Genomic DNA, 23,898 nt, shown 5'->3' with positions numbered 1-23,898 from the left:
TATAGGTTTATTTTATCTACTCGTTTTTCAGATTTTAAGTTGAACTTTTATTTTAGTGCCATTACATAAATTTGACATGGATTATGCTTATCCCATAGTGTTGGCAATACTTCAAATTCTTTAAAGCCAAGGCTTAAATAAAAGCGATTCGTGTCATCATAAATCTTGTAACAGCCCAGTTTCACCGTTTTTACCTGCATGAACGAATAACCCTTCTTGAGTGCGGTTTCTTTTGCGGCGGTAAATAAGGCACGGCCAATACCTTGATGGTGCAAATCTTTTAAGATTCCCATCACTGCCAGTTCAACCGTATCCCTGCCGGTTTCCTTTAAACATAGAAAGCCTGCCGCTTTGCCATCGATGAAAGCAGCAAAGAACAATTGTTCAGCACTCTCCATGATATATTCCTCAGTAGCTTCAGGAATACCGAACCATTCAGGCAGTGCTTCAAGAATCATGCGTGCTATCATTTGTTTATCCTCATTATTTAGAATTTGTTTAATCATAAGTTTGCTCCCTGTGTATATATGAATTTTAGGACTATAACTTATCGTTGTCAAATTATAACTGCCTTTGATTTTAAATATTGAGGATGCATGGGAACAATTTGCCATAAATTTCTTGTCTAAGAATTTTACGAAATAAAAAAAGCATGTTATAATGTGCGCGAGGTGACGAAATGAAAAAATTACTTTCTGGATTTCTTGCCCTTACCTTGCTGGCTGGCTGTACAACAGCTAAAGAACCTGAAGCAAGCGGAGACGGTGCAAAGTTCAAAGAAGAATATGAAGCATTAAACAATCAGAAAAATGATAATGACAAGGAATATCTTTCTATGTCGATCGATGCTGATAACCCTATCGTCTATGTAACCATTGATGAATTAATGGAAGTATTAGATGACAGCGGTATTGTTTATTTTGGCTTTCCGGAATGTCCATGGTGCCGTAATGCCGTACCGGTACTTTTAGAAGCTGCGAAAGCGCTGAATGTAGAAAAAATCTATTATTTTAACGCACAGCCATATCGTGATACATTAAGCTTAAATGAAGATGGCAGCGTGAATGAGGAAAAAGCTAAAGATCCTGAATATCAGAAAATCTACGATAAGCTGTATGATTCACTGCCTGTTTATGATGGCTTAAATGATGAGACAATTAAGCGTCTCTATTTCCCAACAGTGTTCTTTATTAAAGACGGTGAAGTGATCGGTATGCATGAAAGCACTGTTGATTCACAAAGTGATCCTTATGCGGGAATGAGTGAAGAAGAGCATCAGGAGCTTTATGATATTTATGCTGAATATATCAAAAAGGTACAGTCAGCAGTTTGTGATTTAAAATGTTAATTAAATAGGAAGTCCGCTGCGGACTTCCTTTGTTTCTATATTACCTTTAACTCATCCTGAAGATGCGGTACGATTTGTTTCTTTCTTGAAATAATGGATTTCACAAAATCATGATCACCATAATATTGCCGGAAAGCCTCTTTAACGACCCAAGCTAATTTACCTAAGGATACAAAGTAACTGCCGCTGCCGTCGACATTGGTAAATACCATCAGCAGAATATCATAGTTATTAATGCTGTTGATTTTGCCCATATAAGACTCAAACTCACGGCGCAGTACCTCAAGCTCTAAGCTGTCTACGATGTTAATCTGACCGATTGCCACCTTGTGTCCATCCATGTTGTATTCCTTAAAATCATTATATAAGATTTCAGAGAAGGTTTTACCCTTTAAGGTTGCGACGGCTTCAAACATTTCCCTTGACAGATCATCGAGATCAAGACGGGCGATTCTCGCTAATTCTTCCCCAATCTGACGATCAACATCGGTGGTGGTCGGTGAGTTGAAATTCATCGTATCTGAAATGATAGCGCAGCACATTAAGGCTGCCATCGTTCTTGTTGGTACGATGTTTTTTTCTTTATAGATCATCGCTATAATGGTTGATGTACTGCCTAATGTTTGATTACGGAAATTAATTGGATTTAAAGTTTCAATATCACCGATGCGGTGATGGTCGATAATTTCCACAATGTCTGCGTCATGAATGTTTTCAAGACTTTGTGACATTTCGTTATGGTCAACCAATACGATTTGTTTTTTACGATAATTAAATAAATGGAAACGTGAAACTGCCCCCAGAACATGACGGTCATCATCAAGGATCGGATAAGAACGATAACGGCTCTTTGACATCCGCTTGCTGACTTCGTCTACCATATCGCTGATTTTAAATGAGACAGGATTCTTCGTCATAATCAAATGAATCGGTGAGGATTGATAAATCAATCTGGCTACATAAATCGTGCTTAATGACGTTTGAATCAGCGCGCAGTCATTTTCTTTCGCAAGCTGCGCAATCTCCGGCAGAACCATATTGTCTTCAACTAAAACAAGACATGTCGCACCGCCTTCAATCACTCGGCGCTGCAAATTAATGTCATTGCCTAATACAACGGTTGACGTTCTGAAATCAATATCGGTATTCAGATATTCACTGTTGACAAGGATATGCACCTGACCATTGCTTTTATAATTCTCAGAATCATTTACCAAGGTTCCTTCAAGGGTATCCACAATGTTTTGAACACTTGTCTCAGCCATCAGCTTGCGGATATCCACACATTCCTTCATCAGCACATTGGATAGATTCGACATGGTTACAACACCCATCAGTTTTTCTTCTTCATCAACTACAAACAAGCTTTTATTTTTTGTGCCTGCGATGCTGTTCCATGCCTGTTTAATCGTATAAGAAGGCTTGACCAGGATAACCTCATCAATTTCAATATCACGCAGTGAACAGGTTGCGGTATTCATATAGATTGGCTGTGGAACATTGAATTTTTTTAATACAAAGGCTGTTTCAGCATTGATATCGCCATTCCTTGAAGCGATTGCGTCAATACCCAGCTGACGTTTTAAATCAGCGTATGCGATAGATGAGCATATGGAGTCCGTATCAGGATTTTTATGCCCTGTAATATAAAGATTGTTTTTCATGATTGCTCCCATTCTACAAGTAATTACTACTTGCGTCCTATACTAATATAGTATCATAAATCAATGCTTTATAGGACAACAAACCGAAAGAAATAAACCGCTTGCATAAAATATAAGAATCAGAAAAAATAAAATGAACAAGCTGTGATGATTTATAAGTAATTCATTGTAATGAAAGATTTTGCAGGATATAATGGATGAATAAAAAGGGGGAAGATTGAATGAAAAAGCTGGTTTTGAAACATTGGGCTTTGAATATACAGGTGTTGATTTTGGGAGCTTTGGCATCAATGCTGATGGTTGTTTCTTCATTAATATTAGCTAAGGTATTAGATACATTATTACTTGGTGATTTTATCAATGCTTTAATTCAAGTGGGGATTATGCTTCTGCTTTGGGCCCTATGCAATTGCTGCGGATATCTGAAAACAAAAAGCAAGGCTAGAGCCTATGAAAAGATGCAGCGGGATATTTATGAAGAACTTGTATATACTTTTTTTAATATGCAGCTGAGTGAATTTGATGCTAAGAAAACAGGTGATTACATTTCGATATTTACCAATGATATGAATCAAATTACAACGAATGTGTTTGATTCATTTTATGCAATTGTTGATAATCTTACGCTTTTGATTTTTTCCTTTACAGCCCTTGCTAATATTCATATCTATTTAGCTTTTTATACCATCATTGCATTCCTCGTCCTATATTTTGCACCTAAGTTATTTGATAAGCAAAATGAAAAATATAATCTTGCTTTATCAAAAGAGAATGCGGTATTCACTGATCAGATTAAAGATCAGCTGGCAGGCTATCCGGTTTATGAGTTATACCAAAAGAAGCATATCTTTAAGAAACGGGTCATGTGTTATGTTGATAAGCTATTAAACTTTAAATGCCGCTATTCATATTTTCAGGCCTTAATTTCTTATCTTGTTGATTATCTGGGAATACTCTGTCAGCTTGGTTCAACATTTGTGACGGCTGTTTTGATTGGTATGAAATATGTTTCGGCGGGTGTGCTGCTTTCACAGGGGAATCTGACGGGTATGTTTTATAGCTCGGCAATTACCGTTGTATCCTCTACATTAAAATTCCGTGCTTCTAAGTCACTTTTAAAACATGCGGATAAGCAAAGAGAAGTGTTAATTAAAACAGATACTCAGAAGCGGATACAGGAAGGAATTGTTATTCAGCATTTAGCGTTTACTTATGGAGAAAAAACAGTATTTAAGGATTTCTCTGCTGAATTTAAAATTGGCAATAAATATGCTGTTTTGGGTGAAAGCGGCTGCGGGAAAACAACTATTTTGAAAATCCTGTTAAAAATTCTGCCTTGTGAAAAGGGTCATGTGTTTGTTGACCATGAAGATATTTGTGATTGGGATGCAGAAGATTTATTAAAAAATATAGCTTATATTGAACAATCACCCTATTTGTTTCAGGCTTCAATAAAAGATAATATTACTTTATTTGAAGATGTATCAGAAACATTGCTGAAGGAAGTATTAGAACGCTGTAACCTTTCAGCATTTATTCAGGGATTGGATGCGGGTCTTGAAACAATGATTGGGGAAAGCGCTAAGACAATTTCCGGCGGTCAAAAACAAAGGATTGCTATTGCCAGGGCTTTGATTCAGAATAAAAAGATTATCGTTATGGATGAAGCAACCTCAGCTTTAGATCAAAAAAATTCAATTGAAATTGAAAAGCGGTTATTGTCAGATCCAGAATTAACCGTGATTTTAGTCAGTCATCATTTATCTGATGAAATCGTTCCTTTATTAACTCAATGCTATTATTTATAAGTGTCAGTGAACCAAGGTTACACTGGCTTTTCTTTAAGCATGCAAGGTTTGCTTGCATAAGTTATAACATAGATATATAATAAATATTAGATAAATATCTAATATAGGAGGGAATATGGAAATTGAAACGGATCGCTGCTTTCAATTGCGGCTGCTGAATGAAAAGGATGCGGCAGAGCTGCTGGCGTTGGATATGCACAACCGTGCTTTTTTTGAAAAGACATTAGCGACACGGGAAAGTGAATACTATACGCTGCAGCAGCATGTGAAAATGCTTGCTGATTTAAGTGTTAAAGCAGAGCATGGCAGTGCTTATATGTTTGGTATCTTCGTAGATGGTGAACTGAATGGCTGTATCAGCATTACGGATATTGTTTATGGCCCGCTGTGTTCAGGGATGCTTGGCTATTATCTGGATGAGCGTTATAATGGATGTGGAATCATGAGTGCCGCTGTTTCGCTGGTGCTGAAATTTGGCTTTGAAAAGCTGAAGCTGCACCGTATAGAAGCAGGCGCCATGGAACGCAATGCAGGTTCGGTTCATGTGCTTAAGAAAAATGGCTTCATTGTTGAAGGCACTAACCGAAAAAATGTTAATATCAATCATCAATGGGAAGATCATCTCATGCTGGCGGTATTAAAAGAAGAATGGGAGGAACAATTTAATGTTTAATTATCCGAAGAATTTGTATACTGATGTGCGTATTGAAACCGTTATGACTACGAATATCGTGATTGAAAATGACCAGCTTAAAGCGAATAAAAGCAAGCGTGAAAAAGGAGCGTTGATTCGTATTTATGATGGCCGGCGCTGGTATTATAAGGCGAGCAGTGAGGTTGAAAAGCTTCAGGAGGCCATTGATGAGCTGGCTTTGATGGCAGAACCTAATGAACAGGTGATGGATACGCCAATCGTAAAGAAGCTGGAAGTAAATAAGGATACGCTGATGGTTTTTGACGGTGAGGCTTTCTTAAATACAGCGAATGATGAAAAAATGGCTTTGGTTAAGCATTGTGCTTCACTGATCGATGCTGATGAAATTAAAATGTGGCAGTCCATTTATCAGGATCGCCGCATTGTTAAGGACTTCTATTCAAGCAAAGGCAGTGAGCTTCATTTTGATACCCAGTCGTACGCGATGTGTCTGCGTTATGTGATAGAAGCAAATGGTCAAAGTCATGGCGGCTCTTATGATGTCATGGGACAAACCTTTGATCAATTATTGAATCATGATGATGAGTATAAGCGTGAAATCGCAAAGGATATTGAATATATCAAGCATGCTGTACCGGTTAAGCCGGGCATGTATACAGTGGTTATGGCACCGAGTGTTACAGGTGTGTTTGCTCATGAAAGCTTTGGTCATAAGAGTGAATCTGATTTTATGGTGGGAGATGAAACGATGCTTAAGGAATGGGAGCTTGGCCGTCAGGTAGGCTGTGCCGAATTGTCGATTGAAGACCGCGGTGATTGGTTCGGCAACGGATATGTGCCTTATGATGATGAAGGAACGAAAGCTAAATCAACACAGATTATCACTCATGGAATTCTGAGCGGACGTCTGCACAGTGCCGCAACGGCAGCTGCCTTAAATGAGGAGGTCAGCGGCAACGCTCGGGCGATGAATTTTCAGTTTGAACCGCTTGTCCGTATGACCGGTACCTATATTAAACCGGGTAAAGAAACGATTGAGGAAGTATTTGCACCTATCAAGGAAGGTGTTTATATTGAATGCATTAATCATGGTTCAGGCATGTCAACCTTTACCATTGCCCCGCGGAGAGCTTATATGATTCGTGACGGTAAGATTGCTGAGCCGGTTCAGGTTTCAGTCATAACCGGCAATGTGATGGAAACACTCTATCATATTGAAGCACTCTCAACTCATTTTGAGGCGCTTTCCTTTGCTTTAGGCGGCTGCGGCAAGATGGAACAATGGCCGCTGCCAGTAGCCTTTGGCGGGCCTTATATGCGGGTCAGTGGAATTAATGTTCAATAGAAAGGAGCCAGGATTATCAGGAATTGATGATCATACAGAACTATGAAAGAAAAATATAAGATTAAAACGGAGGAATATTCATTTAATATCGTAGCGAGCCAGCTGGAATCTGTACGCTGTAAAAATATAGAGAAAACCGGCTACCGCATCTATGAAAATAATTTTCTGGGAGTCAGCGGCATATTGGGTGAAGGCAGTGATGAAGAGGGTTTTCGTCAGGCCAGAGAGAACCTGAAGCTGCAGATTCCTTATCCTTTTGAACCAACCAAGGGAATCAAAAAGATACGTGATTTAACGAGCGAGAAAATAAATCCAAAACAGATGATTCAGGATCTTGAGGCTTATTTAAGCGAATGCCGTCAGCTTTATCCGGAATTTATCTTCTCCAATAAGGTAAATTGGACAGTCATAACTATCGAATTAACAAATGAAAGCGGCACTCAGCTGATTAACAGTGACCAATATCTGGCGGCAAGCATCCTGCTTAAGCATGTTGATTCCGCGGATATCTTTGAATCAGCGATTGAATTCGCAAGCCGCAGCTGGGATATGGCGTTATTAAGGAAAGAAACCAAAGCGATGCTGACTGGTATGCGTACCGCTGTGGACTTGCCGGAAGATGCTGTTATCTTAACAAACTGGGGCTTACCGGCACAGAAAATCATCACGGATTTAAGCGGCAAGGCCATGGGCTATCAGACTTCCTTGTTTAAAGATAAAATGGGTGAACAAGTATTTAACCCTGAATTCTCATTGATTCAGACATCGGCAGACAGTCAGTTGATGGCACCATTTTTTGATGCGGAGGGAACGGTTCCGGAAACGGATCTGCCAATAATTGATCAAGGCAGGATCGTTCGCTGTTATACAGATAAACAATGTGCGCAGCAGTTTGGCTATGAATGCAGCGGGGCGGCAGACGGCAATTATGATGATGTGCCAACGCTTGGCTGTCCGAATCTTGACCTGCTTCCAAATGGCAAGACTGTTAAAGAACTTCTTGACGGCCGTTTAGGTATTATCATCGTGGCAGCCAGCGGCGGTGATACATCACCGGCCGGCAATTTCGCGACACCGGTACAGTACGCCCTGTTAACCGACGGTGAGCAGATGCTTGGACATTTGCCTGAATTCCAAATCAGCGGCAGTATCTATGATTTATTTGGTAAAGATTATATCGGTTATTCTTCTGATAAGTTAATATTTAATCAAAATCTTTTAGCAATTCGCGCTAAGATCCAAAAGTTAAATTGAATTTTATCTGAACAAACTTTACAATAAGTCATGAATTGTTTATAATTGACTTGACGCAAGGGTCAAAAGAGGTAAAGAAAAATGAAAAAGTTAAATAAAAGTGTAATTGCAGTATTAATGTTAAGTGTTGCTTTATTCGGCTGTTCAAGTAATGGTAACGGCGGTGACGCTGAAGGCAGTAAGGGCGGAACTTTCTCTGCTACTGAAAAAGGTTTCGGCGGCGACGTAACAGTTAATGTAACTGTTGACGGTGACGGTAAGATCACAGATGTTACTTATACTGCTGATGAAGAAACAGAAGGCTTAGGTAAAGATGCCGCTGCTAAATTAGCGGAAGCTATGAAGGAAGCTGGTTCAGCTGAAGTTGATGCAGTTTCAGGTTCAACTGTAACTTCTGAAGCATTCATCAAAGCTGCAAAAGCTGCGATTGAACAAGCTAAATAGTTTATGCAACAAGACAGCTGAGGTAAAACTCAGTTGTTTTTTTGTTATATAGGAAATTTCATTTTCAAGCATCAAAGCACCAATATCTCATTATGAAAAGGTATCTAAAAAATAATAAAAACAGATGAAATCTTCTTGTGAATATGGTATACTATAAGTAATAAAAAACAATCTATTTAATCATTAAATTTCTTATAAGCATCACCTAGTTTCCTTTGTATCAATCGAATCTCAGTGGATGCTTTTTTGTTCAAAGGGGGGGGAACATCCATGAAGTGTTTATCTTATTCAAATCGTTTCTATTATAATGAGTTATCAGAAGAGGATGCGAATTGTATTAAGAAGGATTTGATCCTGTATAACTCAATGCTTCATACAGCTTATAAGAAACTCTATTTAACTTGTTTTCATGGTTTCAAAGAAACTGTCTCTTTAGAAAAACAGTTAAAAGCAAGATATGGTACGAATGATTACTTTCCTTTATCTGCAATACATGAAGCCAGAGCCCTGCTTAAAAGTAATATTGAAATCAATCAGCGATTGAAGAAAGAATGTACTAAACGGATTGAAAGAATCAAAGAGAAGATTCGTAAGGAAAACAAAACTTTACAGAACTGGCAGAAACAGAAAGAACAATTAATTCAAAAAAGCAAGGCACATGAAACTAGTGAAGCAGACTATTTGTATGAGGTACAGATCGTCAGTCCAAATATCAAACAGCTAAAGTATAGAATTGGATTGTTGACCTTTAAATTAAACCGAGAAACGGATAAACTGAATCATTTGAATTTAGGCGTAAGAGCCGCTTGCTTTGGTTCAAGGAAGAAGCTTCATCATGATCTTGAAGCTTATCGGTATGAAAGAAGAAAACGGATGCTGATACCTGGCAGACGGCAGGGAAAATACAGCAACAATCTCTTCAAATATCATCTTGAATCCGGGATCATGGTTTATCGAGGCACAGAGAAAGAAGTTCATTTACCGATTCGTTTTTATCATCATGCAGAGAAATTAGAAAGAGCAGTCAGATTACCGCATAATACTGCTGGTAAAGCCGTAGCTTATGAACTCTATGACCATGGTGAATATTTCATTATCAAAGCAATCATTGAGGTGGAACCCAAAATGATTATAACCAAAAAGGAAGAAGGCAGTATCGGTATCGATATCAATGTTAACCATATCGCGGTTTCCCACATCGATCGGCAAGGCAATCTGTGCAGACAGCAGATCATGCCGATGAAGCTAAAGGGAAAGACAAGGAATCAGCGAAAGCATGAGATTGCGGAAACAGCAAGCAAGATCATTCATGAATGTGTACATACCCATAAACCATTAGTGATGGAAGCCTTGGACTTTAGTGATAAAAAGCGGAAGCAGCGTTATCAGCCAAAAGGACTGAATCGAATGCTGAGTGAGTTTGCTTATGCACAGATCAGTGAAGCCATCGAGCGAAAAGCAGCTTATGAAGGAGTTGAAGTGATCAAAGTTGATCCAGCGTATACGTCACTGATTGGAAAATTGAAGTATGTACGGGATAAGGGAATGAGTGTGCATCAGGCAGCAAGTTATGTAATCGCAAGAAAAGGGATCGGCTACAAAGAGAAGATATTAAGAGAATATCGAGTATTCGTAAAAGAAAAGCAAACGCAAACAGAGAAGTGGGCAGCGGTTGGTAAAAAAATAGGAAAAGCGAGTATCAAAGAATGTCAGCTAACCGCCATATTAGCATTATTTAGATAACATAAAAAAATCAGTTCAATGAATCAAGGGAAACAGACCCAAACTAGAAGAAAAGGCTGTTTACTTGATGGAAATCATTGAACTGATCAAAAGAGTTCCTGTATGGATTTGCTCGGGTGCGACTCCAATACCGATAGGTAGAAAGAGAGAGACATTGAAATACAGGAAGGAACAGCGCCGCGAGGAAGGCAGCTGGTTGTCATCATTGATGGCATGATTTTCTGAATTGATTGATGAAGGAAATCATTTTCTTGTAAGTTATCTTTCAAATCAAGCATCTTATTCATGATATATAGATAAATCTTCCAGTATCTGTCATAATAAGACCAGGAAGAGAGGATTGATGGTTATGAAAATAATTAAAAAATTCTTTAGTTTAGTTTTAGCCTTTAGTTTTATGCTTACAGCTATGCCAGTACAGGCAGAGAATGTGGATGAATTGCCAACTCCAGAAACAAAGGTTTTTGTATGGGGAAAGGTTGAAGCGGTGGGTACTAACCGGATTCAAATCATTAACAGCACTGAGGCAGGCAATGACTGCATCTTAAACATCGGTGAAGATACAGTGATAATTGATGCTCTTACCGGTGATCCGGTAGAATTGACCAGCTTAAAACGTCTGGATCGGATTGCGGCTTATGTATCACCAATTATGACTAAGAGTCTGCCGCCGATCACTAATGCGTCTGTTGTGTTTGTGAATGTAGACAAAGATTATCGTGTGCCTCGTTATATCAAGGCTGGCGAGATTATTGAGACAGAGGATGAATTTGTCAGAGTGCTGAGTGCGGATCAGACATTGATTGCTACTTTTATGAAGGAAGACACGGAATTATTTGCTTATAAAACAAAGAATATTCTAGGTCTTGATGATATTCATCAGAATGATGAGTTCATTGTTTGGTATGAAGTTGAAATGCTGTCAATGCCAGGTCAGGCTGTGATGGTAAAAGCGATGAAGCTGCCTGAAAAGAAACAAGGCTGGCATCTTGAAAACGACAGCTGGTATTATTATCGTGACGGTATTAAAGTGATTGAAACTTGGATCGCGTCTACCGGCGGCCGCTGGTATTATGTCGGTATTGACGGCAAAATGGCTGTGAATACGGAAGTCGACGGCTGTGCTATTGATGCTGATGGTGTTTATCATTCTACAGCTGAATAATTGAATTTGACCCTCTTTTTGATGAGGGTTTTTTTCTTTTTCAGTGGCATAAAATGGATATGTAGTGCGGAAGCGTATATCTCATATTTGCTGATCCTGTCAGAGCAGATATGAAAAAAAGCAGCGCATCAGATAGAATTACTTGAACTAGACAGCCGATTAATGGTATATTTAGGTATAAAAAGGAGGAAGAAGATGGAAAGTAAATATATATTAGTCGCCGAATCAGGCTCCGATATTACTAGGGAACTAGCTGAAAAGTATGGGATTGTCATTGTGCCGATGCATGTATCCTTTGGTGAAACTACTTTGGATGATGGCTCATTTCCAATTCAAAAGATCTTTGACCATTACGAAACAACCGGGGAGCTTCCAAAAACAAGCGCATGCAATCCAATGGATTTTGAAAAGGTCTTTGATGAGCTTCATGAACGGTATCCAGAGAAGCACATCCTGCATCTAGCTTATTCAGCAGTAACGACATGTTCGTTTCAGAATGCGCTGATTGCCGGTGAAAATCGTCCTTATATCACAAGCGTTGATACCGAGAATGTTTCCGTAGGACAGGGAATGATCGTGATGCGTACCGCTGAATATCTGAATGATCATCCAGAGGCTTCTTTAACAGAAGTGCTGGCGGAAGTAGAACGTTTAAAAAAGAAAATTCATATGTGCTTCTTCCCGGATACTTTAGTTTATCTTAAGGCCGGCGGCAGAGTCAGCAACGCGGCTTATCTTGGCGCTAAGGTGCTTAACTTAAAACCGATGATTGAGATTATTGAAGGAAAGCTGGTCAGCACCCAGAAGAAGCGCGGATCGATGCTGTTTATAGCACCTAGAATTGTGGAGAAATATTCCGAGCAATATAATCTCAGCAAAGAGGAAATCATTCTGCTGTGGTCAGAAGGAATTGATCCGGCAGTAAAAGAAAAGGCTGAAAAGGCAGCGGTTGATTATGGTTTTAAATCAATCAAGTGGATGGAAACCGGCGGTGTTGTTTCAACTCATGGCGGTCCTGGCTGCTTTGGAATTGTCGCTTTTTCAGAATAGTAATAAGAGATTTGTCAGCGATGGCAAATCTTTTTGTTTGGCGTGGATTTGTTTGTACTTTTAATTCCGATTTATGATTTAGAATTGTCGATATCAGTCATATATGTTAGAATAATGAACATATAAAGGAATAGTAAAGGGGATATTACAATGAATATGCTTAAGGAATTAAAAAAAGTCAGCCTGAAAAAAGTGCTGCCGTTGCTTTTGATTTGTTTTGTAGTGGGACTGGTGCTGTTGGGGATCGGTGCTCCCAGCGCAATTACTGTCTTATCAGGCGGTACGGATATCAACCGTGTGCCGGTAAATGAATTAGAGGGAAAATATGTAAGTGCTGAGATTACCTTTATCATGAATTCATACGCTTATACGGAAAGAAGAAGCAGCGGTAAAAGTAAAGTAACGGCAAAGGAGTATATCATTCCGGTTGGTCAGGCTGAATACATGGGGATTGAAGTACCGGCTAAGTTTGTAGATCAAGCTGATGCCTTGCTGAGAGCTACAAATGATTATATTATCAATGAAAATGAATTTACCGGTGAATCGTTCACCATTCATGGTACGGTTAAAGCGATGAGCAGTCAGTCTAAAAAGTATTATCATGAGGTTGTCGGTTATGATGAAATGACACTGGAAACCCAGAAGCTGATGCTTCCTTTGGTACTTGAAGAAGGTCAAGTCGGTGATAAGAGTCAGACTGAGGTATGGATGTATACCGGCGGCGGTTTGCTTTTAACAGCGCTTGGATTGTTCTTTTTAATTCGTGTAATGAGCGGCAGTTATCAGAAATCAATTACTCAATATTGCGCGGCACAGTTAGATGCAGATTCAGCGCTTGCTAAGGTTGAGGACTTTTACCAAATGGCTGATCAGGTAAGCGGCATTCGCATGGATCGTAATTTTATGATGTTTCAGGTAGGGGCAAAGACTTGGCTGCTGCCTGCATCTTCGGTTGTATGGGCATATCAGCAGACAACCCAGCACCGCACGAATGGTATCCCAACCGGTAAAAGCTATTCACTGATGATCTGTCAGGAAAATGGCAAGCAGATTGCTTTGGGGATGAAGGAAAAGCAGGCTCAGGAAGTATTGGCAGCCTTTATTGAACATTATCCGCGTATGTTTATTGGTTACAGTCAGGAACGGGCTAATATGTATAAAAAAGATCGTGAGACTTTCTGCAAAGCAGCTCATGAACTAGGCGCATAAAAATAAGGGAGTGTTAATTTCATTTTAATAAATGCGATTAATACTCCCTTTAATATTGCAATCTATGAAAATTTAAGACTTATCTTTATTTAATCTTCTAACAGAAATCGCAGATAACGTTTTGGATCTTGCAGAAAGCTCTTGGTTACCTGATAATTATCGGTATCCTGATAGGCTGTCAGCGTCAGGCCTTCATCACTGCAGACATAAATATCAGCCTCTGGATAAGCCATCAGTATCGGTGAATGAGTAGCAATGATAAACTGTGAACCTTCTTTAATCAGATCATGCATTAAGGTCAGCATCGATAATTGACGGTTTGGCGAGAGCGCGGCCTCCGGTTCATCAAGGATGTAAAGACCATGACCATAGAAACGATTGCACATAAGGGCAAAGAAGCTTTCACCGTGTGACTGCGCGTGCAGACTTTTGCCGCCATAGCTTCTTAACAAACCTGATCGTTCACGTTCATTCTCATCAATGCTGGTCGCAACATTATAGAAGCTTTCTGCCCGCAGAAAGAAGCCGTCTTTAGCCTGTTCAAAGCCTTTTACCATCCGCAGGTTATCAGCTAACGGGGAATGTGTATCACAGGTTGAAAACATCAGGTTGCGGCTGCCGCCCTCTGGATTAAAACCATAAGCAATGGCAATCGCTTCCAGCAAAGTTGATTTGCCGGTACCATTTTCTCCGCAAAGAAAAGTAACCGGTTTATTAAAAGACAAGCTGTTAAAGGCTTGAATCATTGGAATATCATAGACATATGAATTATTGATTGTCTTATCTTTAATCGATACTTCACGCAGAAACATAGTATCACCTCAAGAACATTATACACGCTTTTTTTTAGAATTGATGTATAATAGATAAGGTGAGGTGAATCTATGCGATATACAAGAAATGGTGAATGCTGGTGCGGAAGCGGCAAAAAATATAAACATTGTCATTTTGAATTTGATCAGAAGATTGTTGATCTGCGTTTAAATGGCTGTCTGTGCCCATCCCATGAGTTAATAAAGAATGAAAAAGAAATTCGGGCAATCAAGGAAAGTGCTAAGATCAATACAGGTGTCTTAGATGCGGTGGCTGAAAAAATCGGCCCGGGAATGAGTACCGCTGAGATAGATAAAATCGTCTATGATTATACGACAGCTCATCACGCGATTCCGGCGCCTTTGAATTATGAAGGATTTCCAAAGAGTGTCTGCACATCAATCAATGATGAAGTATGTCATGGAATCCCTGATGAAAAGCGAATTCTTAAAGAAGGCGATATTGTTAATGTAGACGTATCGACCATCTATAAGGGGTATTTTTCCGATGCTTCAAGGATGTTTATGATCGGGAAGGTATCTGCCGAAGCTGAGAAGCTTGTCCGGGTGACTCAGGAAGCGGTTGAAGCGGGGTTAGCAGCGATAAAACCATGGGGATACCTTGGTGATATGTCGGCGGCAGTCCAGCAGGTTGCTGAAAAGAATGGGTACAGCGTGGTAAGAATGTTAGGCGGACATGGTGTCGGCAAGGCATTCCATGAGGACCCCTTTGTGCCGCATGTAGGAACGCCGGGTACAGGCATGATTTTAGCGCCGGGCATGATTTTTACGATTGAACCTATGATTAATGAGGGAACTCATGAAGTCTATGTGGATAAGGAGAATGGCTGGACGATCTATACTCAGGATCACAAACTGTCAGCGCAGTGGGAAAACATGGTGCTGATTACTGAAAAAGGCTATGAGATTCTGACTAAATAAAGCGGGGTAAAAAACATGAAAGCACTGTTTGTTATTGATATGGTTAATGGCTTTGTGAAAGAGGGCGCGATGCATGATATAAAAATTATGAGCATCGTACCATGCATTGAAAATCTTGTTCGTGAATTTGACGGTGACTGTTATTTCATCCGTGATGCGCATGATCGTGATGCTGTTGAGTTTAAAAGCTTTCCTTCTCATTGTGTTAAAGGAACAAGTGAATCAGAGGTCATTGATGAACTGCGTCCTTATGTGAAAAAGGAAATTCTAAAGAATTCAACGAATGCTTTTCATGCGATTGATCCGCATCTCTATGATGGCTATGATGAATTTGTGCTGTGCGGCTGCTGTACCGATATCTGTGTGCTGCAGTTCGCATTGTCATTGAAAACCTATCTGAATCAGATTGACAGCAATCATAAGGTAAAGATTGTCAAAGCGGGGGTTGCCACTTATGACGCGCAGCATCATAAGGCTGAGGGGTATCACAGCATGGCACTGAAGCTGATGGAACAGTCAGGCATTGAATTAATTTAAAATAATGTGGCTCTTCTGACTTGGAAGAGTTTTGTTTTATGATGCTATAAGTGAGAGTCTTCATTTAGGAAAGCAGGCGGCTATGGGTAAAAAACAATTAAGCGATTTCTATAATGCAAAGCATTTCTGTTTTGATGAAAGTACACGTGCCTGCTTGCGGACATGTGGTTTTCACTCTTCCTTTTGTTATACTGATGATCTAAGCATTGGTCCGCTGATTCCTTATGATTCTTCAGACCGCATGAATTATTTCTTAGCTTATGCATTTATTGGCGATTCAGCGTATAAGTATAACAGGGCTTATATAAGGAATCATATTCAAAACAATGCTGACTTCTTAAATGCGATAACTAAGAAGAATGATTCAATGGTTATTTGGTTTAGTAACGCTTCATGGGAATATATAGGCGCTTTATTTGCATTATCTCTAATTGATGATGCTAATGATATTTGCTTAATTAATTGTTCTGAGCATATTCATCCACAGACGGGTAAGCCCTTTGTTACATCTGCTCAAGCCGGCTTCATAAGTGATGAGCCTGAATGTGATAATGATTTTATTAAGCTGATAAAAGAATGTGATAAATCTGATCAGAAGATTGCAAGAATGAAGCATGAATGGATCAGTGTTAAAAAGGAACCTGAAAAGGTTCGGCTGATCAAAAATGGGCAGCTCCTATTAAGGGATGAGGAATCCATGATTAAAATAATTAAGACTTTTGTACAGGAAGAAGCTGATTATGATATAGATACACTCTTATATAAGGTGCAAAGTAAAATGATTTCAAACGAAAAGATTTCGGTTTCACCTAAATTTATATTCACCTTTATTTTGAAACATTATCAACATTTTATAGGTAGGAATGATATTTTCAAATGCCGGCAGCCAAAGCTATGATGAACATGTCATAGCTTTTATTCTGACCGTAAGTTAAGATGGGAGATAACTTGATTTTTATCCGATAATTATTGTTTTTCGATAATTTCATGATATAATTTAATTATAAATTATTGTTTTTCAATAATACTGGAGGTGAATTTATGAACTTTATACTCGCTGATCAATATCCGCTGATTATGCTGATACTTACTGCCGCGGCTATTCTGTTTGTCTTGCAGTATCGGCGCAATGAATCACGCATAAGTTTTCAAAAACGTGTGCAATGGCTGAAATACGCTGCTTATTTCGCATTATCGCTGTTGATTATCGGTTACGGTATTCGCATAATTTTAACTTTTATCTTTTCAATTGAATACTTTAAAATCAAATTCAGCGGCGGCCTGCTTATTTTGTATGATCCTATTGTCCGTTTGTTCTATGCGTTCATGATATTGAAAATTTTTAAAGCCGGTCTGATAATGCTTAATAATTTTTCCAAGGCAAGAATTTTTGATGCTGAAAATCTGATGGCTATGTCAAAGGTAAATCAAGGTATCATGAAGCTCTTGATTGTTCGCATAATAGCCAATATAGGATATTGTTTATGTATGATGGGTATTGATTTTTCAAGTAATCATGCATATCCATCTTTATATTACAGCTTTGATTCGGTTTATGGCATCTTATCACTCTTTATATTGATGCTGGTTATCAGTGTAATAACGGTTATTTATGAAAAAGCTGCAGAACAATATAATGAGAACTGCCTGATTGTCTAGGAGGTAAAATGAATGATAGTAAATAAGGAAACAATTTCAAACCATCCATGGCTTTTACTTAGTCTGCTGGTGACTGCATTATTATTACTGCTGATTTATATGAAAAAGGAGAAACAAATGAATTTTCATAAAAAGTTAGCCCTGCTTAGATTGTTGATTGTACTGGCAATGGGTTCTATTGCCTTAATGCTGATTTGTGTTGTCTTTATCCTTCTGTCAATCGCGGGGACACTAACTTCTATAAGCTTGGCAAGCGGTGTTTTGTTTATCCTAGCTATATTTGCTTTTCTTATGCTTTATCTGCCGGCTGTCTTCCGTTTCATTAAGGCCTATCATTGTCTGATGGTGAATTTAAGCAAGGAAGAACTATTTGTGAAGGATAATGCGGATGCTGTTCAGCAAATGGCTAAATGCACTTTTCGGCTGTTAATTACCAATTTGTTTTTTATGCTGATTAATTGTTTAATGACATTAAGCATTGGCAGCAGTGCTGTGATTGCAGTGTATGATTATGGTTTTGAATCATGGACAGGCCAGTTTTTAGCTGCGCTTCTTTTGAATCTGACTGCGGTGATTTTTGTGAAAAGCATTGAGCTTTATAATGAGAATAGGTTGACGATCTGATATGAGTATTCAAATACATTTAAAGGAAATTCTGCTGGAAAGAGGCATGACCGCAAAGGAACTGGCAGAAATTATAGATATTACAGAAGCTAATTTGAGCATTTTATGCAGCGGCAAGGCTAAGGCAGTGCGATTTTCCACATTGGAAAAGATCTGCAAGGTATTGTCATGTGATGTAGGGGATATCTTGAATTATAAGGAAGATTGAATTTTTGTTTACCAACCCTTTCTTATACATAAAAATGGCTATACTTCAAATACTAAGCGTAAAATACGGGATTTTTCATAAACTCAACCAGCCGTTGGGAGAAATCCAACGAAGCGTTGTTTTATTCAACCATGCGTCTGTTCATTCCTGACGGCTCGGCATTTATAATAAACGTGTAAGAAAGGATGGGGTGAAGAGCATTTCGGCCCCAAGGTATTGTAATGAAAACATTAGGAACTAAAATAAGTGAATATCGTAAAATGAAAGGCATGACACAGGATGAATTGGCTGAAAAACTGAATGTTTCAGGACAGGCGGTGTCAAAGTGGGAGAATGATTTATCAATTCCGGATCTGCCGCTGTTAATTGAACTGGCGAAATTTTTCCATGTTACCCTTGATGAATTGATTCTGCCTGAGGAAAAGATTCAGCCAGTGCTGCTGCCGGCCGGTGAGCGCAAGGATATCAATCAGATGTTTCTCAGGATGACCGTTGACAGTGTTAAGGGAGATCGGGTCAGAATGAATCTGCCGATGTCTTTAGTGAAGGCGGCGGCTGAGATTGGCTTGGATATTTCCAAGGTTTCCGGCAATGGCTCCCATGGTTTTGAAAATATTGATCTTTCCGCAATCATTCAGTTAGTTGAAAATGGTATGATCGGCCGCTTAATGGAAGTTGACAGTGCGGAAGGCGATCATGTGGAAATCTATGTGGAATAATTATGCTGATTAAAGTACGCACAAAGAAGCTGGCGTTAACCATCCCGGTTCCTAACTGGTTGCTGCTGAATCCCTTTTGCACATCTTATGTGCTGCGCAGGGTTAATCAAGAACAAGTCGCTGTACCGGTAATCAGTTCGCATCAAATGCAGGCTTTTGGCCGACTGATTCATGATATCAAAAGAACACATGGATCTTTGACACTGCTTGAGGTAGAAGCGGCGGATGGAACATATGTCGAAATAAGGTTATAGGATTCATTGATTGAAAATGATTATCGCTTACATAGAAAATGATATAAATATTTTCAGAAAACTATTTACAAATATTTCATAATGAAGTAAACTTGTTTCATAAATAAAAAACAAGAGGTAGCGATGTAGAAGAGTACATTTGTGAGGAGGCATCCTGTGATCAAATGGAAAGGCAGCCATCGCCGAACATGAGGATAAGGCATTATGCTTGTGTGAGACTATGGGAAATACTCATAGGATTCCTACATTTATTGTAGAGGCGCTTTGTTTTACGATAGAAACTATTGTGAAGCGTCTTTTACCAAAGACGTTTTTTATTTTATACAGGAGGATCAGAATATGAAATATTTTAGAAGTTTTATTGGATTTGGTTTATTATCCATGATGCTGTGTACGCTTGCCGCCTGCGGCAGTAATGATGCACCGGCTAATGACATGGATAATCAGAATGTATTGCGGGTAGGAATGGAATGTGCCTATGCGCCGAATAACTGGCAGGAGGATCAGGCCAGTGATACAAATCTGCCGATTGAAAATGTGTCAGGCTTTTATGCGGAGGGTTATGATGTGCAGATGGCAAAACAGATCGGCTCGGCATTGGATGCGGAAATCGTAATTGTTAAGCTGAGCTGGGACGGTTTGATTGATTCATTAAAAAGCGGTCAGATCGACATGGTCATTGCAGGTATGGCAGATACCGAGGATCGCCGTCAATCAGTGAATTTCTCTGATTTCTATTCAGTTCGTAAAACTGAATATGTGATTGTGGTTGATGAAAATTCATCCTATGCGGATGCTGATTCACTCAGTGATTTTGCCGGTGCCAGTCTTTTAGGTCAGAAAAATACCAAATATGATGAAGTAATCGATCAAATCGAGGGTGTCGATCATCTGCCGCCGGTCACTGATGTGGCAAATATGATTGCCCGTCTGAATCAGGGAGCGGCTGACGGTATTGTTTTAGATACTGAATCAGCGGTTGCTTATACAAATGTCTATCCTAATTTAGTAACGATTTCTTTTCCTGATGGACAGGGGTTTGAGTTAGGCTTTAATGGTGCCTGCATCGGATTACGCAAAGAAGACACGGCATTGCTGGATCAGGTAAATGCCGCGCTGGCTGAAATACCAACGGAAACACGTCAGGAAATGCTGACGCAGGCACAAGCCAAAATGCCGTAGTAGGGTTTGCTTATGCAACTGAAAATAAATGACGCTGCCACGCTGCGTGCTTATCCCCAGCATGCCTGGTTTCTGGGCTGGCTGTTTGCTTTGCTGGATGCATGGCTGCTGTTAATATGTAAGGGGAGTTTTACACTATCAATCTATAACCGGATTCCGATGATTTTGTGGTATTTGCTTTTGGCAGCCGCATTTGCTTATATACCTTTTTCAGCCTATGCGCATAAGAAAAAAGCGTTACAGAAATGGCTGCATCGATATTTTATCTTTACCCTTGTTTTCTTTGGTATCGTACTGCTTGACTGCGGTATTGCCAGATTCATTCAGCTCTTTGTTCAGTCAATCCATGCTGAAAGCAATCCGGAAGGCTTTGTGCCATCGATGATTTATATGGCCTATCAATCAAGAGCGACTTACCTTAGAGGCATCAGCGGTACGCTGCAGGTATCGTTGATTGGAACTTTATGCGGCTTTCTTTTGGCAATCCTGCTTTCCTTTCTGCGGATACAGGTTCCTGATCGCCGTGATGCTGACAGCATACAGATTTTAAAACTGATAGGTCAAAGCTTTGCGAAAACCTATACGACGATTATCCGCGGTACACCAATGATGGTTCAGGTCTTGATTATCAATGCTATCGGTTTTACATTAGCCCGTATGGCAATGCCAAACGCGCCCATCTCCGAGGTTAATAAAATTTGGTCTTTCTTCTTGGCTTCGGCAATTACCGTTTCATTAAATTCAGCAGCTTATCTGGCTGAGGTACTGCGCGGCGGTGTGGAATCTTTGGATAAGGGGCAGAAGGAAGCGGCCCGCTCCTTGGGCATGACTCAGTGGCAGGCGATGATGAAGGTTTTATTTCCACAGGCGGTTAAAAACAGTATACCGGCAATCGGCAATGAATTTATCATTAATATTAAAGATACTTCGGTACTTACCACCATTGGTTTTTTTGAACTGATGTTTGCGAATAGTACAATTTCAGGTACTTATTATAAAGGCTTGGAAGTTTATTTGGTTACAGCACTGATTTATTTGCTGCTGACCTATAGCATTACCCGACTGCTTAATTATGCGGCCCGCCGTTTAGATATGCCGGCATCACGCGGTATTCCAAGCAGTAATTAGGAGGCATTTATGGAAGAAATTATCCGTATTGAAAATCTTGAGAAGTCTTTTGATCAGCTGCGTGTATTAAAGAATATTAATTTGAATGTGAAAAAGGGTGAGGTGGTCTGTATTATCGGAGCCAGCGGCAGCGGTAAAAGTACGCTGTTGAGATGTATTAACCTGCTTGAAGAACCAGATGCCGGTCATATTTATTTTAAAGACCAAGACCTGACGGATCTGAGTACCGATATCAACGTATTGCGGGAAAACATCGGCATGGTTTTTCAGGGCTTCAATTTATTTAATAATAAAAATGTATTGGATAACTGTACGCTGGCAATGACGGCGGTAAAGAAAATGAAGCAAGCAGAAGCTGAAGCAATTGCCATCCGGCATTTAACGGCTGTGGGTTTAAAGGAATTTATTTATGCTGATTCACGAACCTTATCCGGCGGTCAGAAGCAGCGTGTCGCCATTGCCAGAGCCTTGTGTATGAATCCGGAAATTATGCTGTTTGATGAACCGACAAGTGCCCTTGATCCGGAAATTGTCAAGGAAGTGCTGGATGTTATGCAGCGGCTGGCTAATGAGGGCATGACAATGGTTGTTGTTACCCATGAAATGCAGTTTGCCAGAGAAGTCAGTGACCGTGTGGTGTTTATGGATCAGGGAGTAATCTTAGAGGAAGCATCGCCTGAACAAATCTTCACCCAGCCGCAAATGCCGCGGACAAGAGAATTTTTAAGCCGCTATTTATAGGAGAAAAATATGAAAACTGTTTATGAAACATATCAAAATGAAACGATGTATCCAGATTTAGATATTCACCAGGCATGCCGTCGGCTGAGTCAGGCAATCCAATGCAGGACAACCTCTTATGTTGATGTCAGCAAGGTTGATGATGCTCAGTTTAAACGCCTGCATGATGTAATCCGCACATCTTTTCCGCAAGTGATGCATCATGGTGAGGTAAGCATGCATGGCAACAGTATGCTGATTAAGCTGACAGGCAGTGATCAAACGTTAAAGCCAATCCTGCTGATGTCACATCTTGATGTTGTACCGGTTGTTAAGGGTACTGAAAAAGATTGGACCTATGGGCCTTATTCCGGAGCGATTGCCGATGGTATGATCTGGGGGCGAGGAGCTTTAGATATCAAAAATATGGTATTTGCCATCTTGGAAGCGGCGGAATATTGCCTGAACCATGCGATGAATTTGAAACGTACTATTTATTGTGCTTTTGGCGAGGATGAGGAAACGTGCAACACCGGTTCCGCGAGAATAGCTGCTTATTTGAAAAAGCAGGGCGTTCAGCTTGAATTTGTATTGGATGAAGGCGGCGGTGAAATCATTGAAGGAGATGTCTATGGCGCAAAAGGGTCACTGGTTTCTTCCATCTGCCTAAGTGAAAAGGGCTATGCAGATCTTTTACTTGAAGCGAAGAGTGTTGGCGGTCATTCTTCCAATCCGGTGCATGGAACGTCTTTAGGTCATCTTGCGAAGGCAATCACAGCCATTGCAGAGCATCCGCTGCCTGCGCGGTTAAGCGAATTAAACAAAGCGGCATTGAGAACATTGGCTCCTAAAATTAATCAGGAACCGATGAAGACATATGTCAGTAGCATTGAGGCTCATGAAAATGCAATATTAGATTATTATTTAAACAGTGAAGAATTATACAATCAAGTATCAACAACAATAGCACCGACAATGATCTGTGAGGGTGCGCAGGCAGGCAATGTTATGCCGCAGAATATGTGGGCTGTCATCAACTTCCGTCTGGCCTGTCACGACAGCATTGATACGCTGCTTGAAGCTTGTTTAAAATTGGTTGGTGATGAAATTAAATGCAGCTTTATCCAGGCCAATGATGCATCTGCCATTTCCCGTTATGACAGTTACGGTTATCAAAAACTGACAGAAACATTGCAGACCTTCTTTGGCGGCGTGAGCTTTATTCCCAATCTGGTTACCGGCAGTACCGACGCTCGTAATTATGAGTGCATCTGTGATACCGTTCTGCGTTACGGCCCTTTTATTGAAGAAGCGGAAATTGTATCAAAGGGCGTTCACGGTACGAATGAGCGAATCAGTATCCGAGCCTATGCGCAGGGTATTCGTTCATTAATTCATTTGATTCAGCAGACATGTAAATAAAAGATG

Annotated in this window: 25 protein-coding genes and 1 riboswitch; of the genes, 22 read left to right on the top strand and 3 right to left on the bottom strand. The window is 39.9% G+C overall.

The window, feature by feature from the left end:
• Nucleotides 1-47: 47 nt before the first annotated feature.
• Entirely contained in the window at nt 48-506 is a 459-nt protein-coding gene (locus DWZ33_RS05155) for a GNAT family N-acetyltransferase (RefSeq protein ID WP_118454036.1), read from the bottom strand.
• A gap of 173 nt (nt 507-679) precedes the next feature.
• On the opposite strand from DWZ33_RS05155, the gene DWZ33_RS05150 reads away from it, so the two are divergent.
• Complete coding sequence (locus DWZ33_RS05150; RefSeq protein WP_022937001.1) at nt 680-1,348, top strand: TlpA family protein disulfide reductase; 669 nt, start codon at nt 680-682, stop codon at nt 1,346-1,348.
• A 35-nt stretch (nt 1,349-1,383) separates the two neighbouring features.
• Here DWZ33_RS05150 and DWZ33_RS05145 read toward each other — a convergent pair whose 3' ends face one another.
• Entirely contained in the window at nt 1,384-3,012 is a 1,629-nt protein-coding gene (locus DWZ33_RS05145; RefSeq protein WP_118454035.1) for a putative manganese-dependent inorganic diphosphatase, read from the bottom strand.
• 221 nt (nt 3,013-3,233) lie between these two features.
• Between DWZ33_RS05145 and DWZ33_RS05140 the strand changes: the two genes are divergently transcribed.
• The 9 genes from DWZ33_RS05140 (at nt 3,234) to DWZ33_RS05100 (ending at nt 13,685) form a co-directional block, all read left to right on the top strand.
• Nucleotides 3,234-4,820: an ABC transporter ATP-binding protein gene (locus DWZ33_RS05140; protein WP_118454034.1), complete on the top strand. Its 1,587-nt coding sequence runs from the start codon at nt 3,234-3,236 to the stop codon at nt 4,818-4,820.
• A gap of 115 nt (nt 4,821-4,935) precedes the next feature.
• Nucleotides 4,936-5,493: a GNAT family N-acetyltransferase gene (locus tag DWZ33_RS05135; protein ID WP_118454033.1), complete on the top strand. Its 558-nt coding sequence runs from the start codon at nt 4,936-4,938 to the stop codon at nt 5,491-5,493.
• Complete coding sequence (locus DWZ33_RS05130; protein ID WP_118454032.1) at nt 5,486-6,820, top strand: TldD/PmbA family protein; 1,335 nt, start codon at nt 5,486-5,488, stop codon at nt 6,818-6,820. Before DWZ33_RS05135 ends, DWZ33_RS05130 begins: the two co-directional genes overlap by 8 nt.
• A 42-nt stretch (nt 6,821-6,862) precedes the next feature.
• Complete coding sequence (locus DWZ33_RS05125) at nt 6,863-8,074, top strand: metallopeptidase TldD-related protein (RefSeq protein WP_118454031.1); 1,212 nt, start codon at nt 6,863-6,865, stop codon at nt 8,072-8,074.
• 81 nt (nt 8,075-8,155) lie between these two features.
• Nucleotides 8,156-8,518 carry an FMN-binding protein gene (locus DWZ33_RS05120; protein ID WP_118454030.1) on the top strand — a complete coding sequence of 121 codons (363 nt, stop codon included), beginning with the start codon at nt 8,156-8,158 and terminating at the stop codon, nt 8,516-8,518.
• A 270-nt stretch (nt 8,519-8,788) separates the two neighbouring features.
• Nucleotides 8,789-10,261 (top strand): IS200/IS605 family accessory protein TnpB-related protein, encoded by a 1,473-nt coding sequence (locus tag DWZ33_RS05115; protein WP_118454029.1) that lies wholly within the window; start codon nt 8,789-8,791, stop codon nt 10,259-10,261.
• Nucleotides 10,262-10,610: 349 nt separating this feature from the next.
• Complete coding sequence (locus DWZ33_RS05110) at nt 10,611-11,426, top strand: hypothetical protein (RefSeq protein WP_147352869.1); 816 nt, start codon at nt 10,611-10,613, stop codon at nt 11,424-11,426.
• Between the two features lie 195 nt (nt 11,427-11,621).
• Nucleotides 11,622-12,476 (top strand): DegV family protein, encoded by an 855-nt coding sequence (locus DWZ33_RS05105; protein ID WP_118454027.1) that lies wholly within the window; start codon nt 11,622-11,624, stop codon nt 12,474-12,476.
• A gap of 150 nt (nt 12,477-12,626) precedes the next feature.
• Nucleotides 12,627-13,685 (top strand): DUF6709 family protein, encoded by a 1,059-nt coding sequence (locus tag DWZ33_RS05100; RefSeq protein ID WP_118454026.1) that lies wholly within the window; start codon nt 12,627-12,629, stop codon nt 13,683-13,685.
• Nucleotides 13,686-13,774: 89 nt separating this feature from the next.
• Here DWZ33_RS05100 and DWZ33_RS05095 read toward each other — a convergent pair whose 3' ends face one another.
• Entirely contained in the window at nt 13,775-14,497 is a 723-nt protein-coding gene (locus DWZ33_RS05095) for an AAA family ATPase (protein ID WP_022936991.1), read from the bottom strand.
• Nucleotides 14,498-14,569: 72 nt separating this feature from the next.
• Here DWZ33_RS05095 and map point away from each other — a divergent pair, with 72 nt between their 5' ends.
• The 12 genes from map (at nt 14,570) to DWZ33_RS05035 (ending at nt 23,892) form a co-directional block, all read left to right on the top strand.
• On the top strand, nt 14,570-15,439 hold the full coding sequence (map, locus tag DWZ33_RS05090) for a type I methionyl aminopeptidase (RefSeq protein WP_022936990.1): 870 nt from the start codon (nt 14,570-14,572) through the stop codon (nt 15,437-15,439).
• A 15-nt stretch (nt 15,440-15,454) separates the two neighbouring features.
• Nucleotides 15,455-15,976, top strand: coding sequence for a cysteine hydrolase family protein (locus DWZ33_RS05085; RefSeq protein WP_118454025.1), 522 nt, complete (start codon nt 15,455-15,457; stop codon nt 15,974-15,976).
• An 82-nt stretch (nt 15,977-16,058) separates the two neighbouring features.
• A complete protein-coding gene (locus DWZ33_RS05080) occupies nt 16,059-16,874 on the top strand; it encodes a DUF1835 domain-containing protein (RefSeq protein ID WP_118454024.1) in 816 nt (271 codons plus the stop codon).
• A gap of 143 nt (nt 16,875-17,017) precedes the next feature.
• A complete protein-coding gene (locus DWZ33_RS05075; protein ID WP_118454023.1) occupies nt 17,018-17,635 on the top strand; it encodes a hypothetical protein in 618 nt (205 codons plus the stop codon).
• 12 nt (nt 17,636-17,647) lie between these two features.
• Nucleotides 17,648-18,259, top strand: a complete 612-nt coding sequence (locus DWZ33_RS05070) for a hypothetical protein (protein ID WP_118454022.1) — start codon at nt 17,648-17,650, stop codon at nt 18,257-18,259.
• Nucleotide 18,260: 1 nt separating this feature from the next.
• On the top strand, nt 18,261-18,467 hold the full coding sequence (locus tag DWZ33_RS05065; RefSeq protein WP_118454021.1) for a helix-turn-helix domain-containing protein: 207 nt from the start codon (nt 18,261-18,263) through the stop codon (nt 18,465-18,467).
• 221 nt (nt 18,468-18,688) lie between these two features.
• A complete protein-coding gene (locus tag DWZ33_RS05060; RefSeq protein ID WP_118454020.1) occupies nt 18,689-19,186 on the top strand; it encodes a helix-turn-helix transcriptional regulator in 498 nt (165 codons plus the stop codon).
• A 2-nt stretch (nt 19,187-19,188) separates the two neighbouring features.
• The gene (locus DWZ33_RS05055) at nt 19,189-19,440 is read left to right on the top strand and encodes a hypothetical protein (RefSeq protein ID WP_118454019.1); all 252 of its coding nucleotides are present in this window, start codon (nt 19,189-19,191) and stop codon (nt 19,438-19,440) included.
• A 104-nt stretch (nt 19,441-19,544) separates the two neighbouring features.
• A riboswitch (Lysine riboswitch) is annotated at nt 19,545-19,713 on the top strand.
• 66 nt (nt 19,714-19,779) lie between these two features.
• Nucleotides 19,780-20,622, top strand: coding sequence for a transporter substrate-binding domain-containing protein (locus DWZ33_RS05050; protein WP_118454018.1), 843 nt, complete (start codon nt 19,780-19,782; stop codon nt 20,620-20,622).
• Between the two features lie 12 nt (nt 20,623-20,634).
• Complete coding sequence (locus tag DWZ33_RS05045; RefSeq protein WP_118454017.1) at nt 20,635-21,750, top strand: amino acid ABC transporter permease; 1,116 nt, start codon at nt 20,635-20,637, stop codon at nt 21,748-21,750.
• A gap of 9 nt (nt 21,751-21,759) precedes the next feature.
• Complete coding sequence (locus DWZ33_RS05040; protein ID WP_022936983.1) at nt 21,760-22,491, top strand: amino acid ABC transporter ATP-binding protein; 732 nt, start codon at nt 21,760-21,762, stop codon at nt 22,489-22,491.
• Between the two features lie 9 nt (nt 22,492-22,500).
• Entirely contained in the window at nt 22,501-23,892 is a 1,392-nt protein-coding gene (locus DWZ33_RS05035) for a M20/M25/M40 family metallo-hydrolase (RefSeq protein WP_118454016.1), read from the top strand.
• Nucleotides 23,893-23,898: the final 6 nt, after the last annotated feature.

It is taken from the genome of Dielma fastidiosa (assembly GCF_003475485.1).
In the GTDB taxonomy this organism is placed as follows: Bacteria; Bacillota_I; Bacilli_A; order Erysipelotrichales; family Erysipelotrichaceae; genus Dielma; species Dielma fastidiosa.
This window is presented reverse-complemented; position numbering and strand designations above follow the sequence as displayed.

Excerpts from the sequence above, each read along its gene's own strand:
- DWZ33_RS05115 (WP_118454029.1), top strand. The coding sequence starts at position 8,789 with ATGAAGTGTTTATCTTATTCAAATCGTTTCTATTATAATGAGTTATCA.
- DWZ33_RS05145 (WP_118454035.1), bottom strand. The coding sequence starts at position 3,012 with ATGAAAAACAATCTTTATATTACAGGGCATAAAAATCCTGATACGGAC.
- DWZ33_RS05130 (WP_118454032.1), top strand. The coding sequence starts at position 5,486 with ATGTTTAATTATCCGAAGAATTTGTATACTGATGTGCGTATTGAAACC.
- DWZ33_RS05045 (WP_118454017.1), top strand. The coding sequence starts at position 20,635 with ATGCAACTGAAAATAAATGACGCTGCCACGCTGCGTGCTTATCCCCAG.
- DWZ33_RS05080 (WP_118454024.1), top strand. The coding sequence starts at position 16,059 with ATGGGTAAAAAACAATTAAGCGATTTCTATAATGCAAAGCATTTCTGT.
- DWZ33_RS05125 (WP_118454031.1), top strand. The coding sequence starts at position 6,863 with ATGAAAGAAAAATATAAGATTAAAACGGAGGAATATTCATTTAATATC.
- DWZ33_RS05110 (WP_147352869.1), top strand. The coding sequence starts at position 10,611 with ATGAAAATAATTAAAAAATTCTTTAGTTTAGTTTTAGCCTTTAGTTTT.
- DWZ33_RS05055 (WP_118454019.1), top strand. The coding sequence starts at position 19,189 with ATGCTGATTAAAGTACGCACAAAGAAGCTGGCGTTAACCATCCCGGTT.
- DWZ33_RS05075 (WP_118454023.1), top strand. The coding sequence starts at position 17,018 with ATGAACTTTATACTCGCTGATCAATATCCGCTGATTATGCTGATACTT.
- DWZ33_RS05050 (WP_118454018.1), top strand. The coding sequence starts at position 19,780 with ATGAAATATTTTAGAAGTTTTATTGGATTTGGTTTATTATCCATGATG.
- map (WP_022936990.1), top strand. The coding sequence starts at position 14,570 with ATGCGATATACAAGAAATGGTGAATGCTGGTGCGGAAGCGGCAAAAAA.
- DWZ33_RS05095 (WP_022936991.1), bottom strand. The coding sequence starts at position 14,497 with ATGTTTCTGCGTGAAGTATCGATTAAAGATAAGACAATCAATAATTCA.
- DWZ33_RS05070 (WP_118454022.1), top strand. The coding sequence starts at position 17,648 with ATGATAGTAAATAAGGAAACAATTTCAAACCATCCATGGCTTTTACTT.
- DWZ33_RS05085 (WP_118454025.1), top strand. The coding sequence starts at position 15,455 with ATGAAAGCACTGTTTGTTATTGATATGGTTAATGGCTTTGTGAAAGAG.
- DWZ33_RS05105 (WP_118454027.1), top strand. The coding sequence starts at position 11,622 with ATGGAAAGTAAATATATATTAGTCGCCGAATCAGGCTCCGATATTACT.
- DWZ33_RS05140 (WP_118454034.1), top strand. The coding sequence starts at position 3,234 with ATGAAAAAGCTGGTTTTGAAACATTGGGCTTTGAATATACAGGTGTTG.
- DWZ33_RS05065 (WP_118454021.1), top strand. The coding sequence starts at position 18,261 with ATGAGTATTCAAATACATTTAAAGGAAATTCTGCTGGAAAGAGGCATG.
- DWZ33_RS05135 (WP_118454033.1), top strand. The coding sequence starts at position 4,936 with ATGGAAATTGAAACGGATCGCTGCTTTCAATTGCGGCTGCTGAATGAA.
- DWZ33_RS05120 (WP_118454030.1), top strand. The coding sequence starts at position 8,156 with ATGAAAAAGTTAAATAAAAGTGTAATTGCAGTATTAATGTTAAGTGTT.
- DWZ33_RS05035 (WP_118454016.1), top strand. The coding sequence starts at position 22,501 with ATGAAAACTGTTTATGAAACATATCAAAATGAAACGATGTATCCAGAT.
- DWZ33_RS05150 (WP_022937001.1), top strand. The coding sequence starts at position 680 with ATGAAAAAATTACTTTCTGGATTTCTTGCCCTTACCTTGCTGGCTGGC.
- DWZ33_RS05040 (WP_022936983.1), top strand. The coding sequence starts at position 21,760 with ATGGAAGAAATTATCCGTATTGAAAATCTTGAGAAGTCTTTTGATCAG.
- DWZ33_RS05155 (WP_118454036.1), bottom strand. The coding sequence starts at position 506 with ATGATTAAACAAATTCTAAATAATGAGGATAAACAAATGATAGCACGC.
- DWZ33_RS05060 (WP_118454020.1), top strand. The coding sequence starts at position 18,689 with ATGAAAACATTAGGAACTAAAATAAGTGAATATCGTAAAATGAAAGGC.
- DWZ33_RS05100 (WP_118454026.1), top strand. The coding sequence starts at position 12,627 with ATGAATATGCTTAAGGAATTAAAAAAAGTCAGCCTGAAAAAAGTGCTG.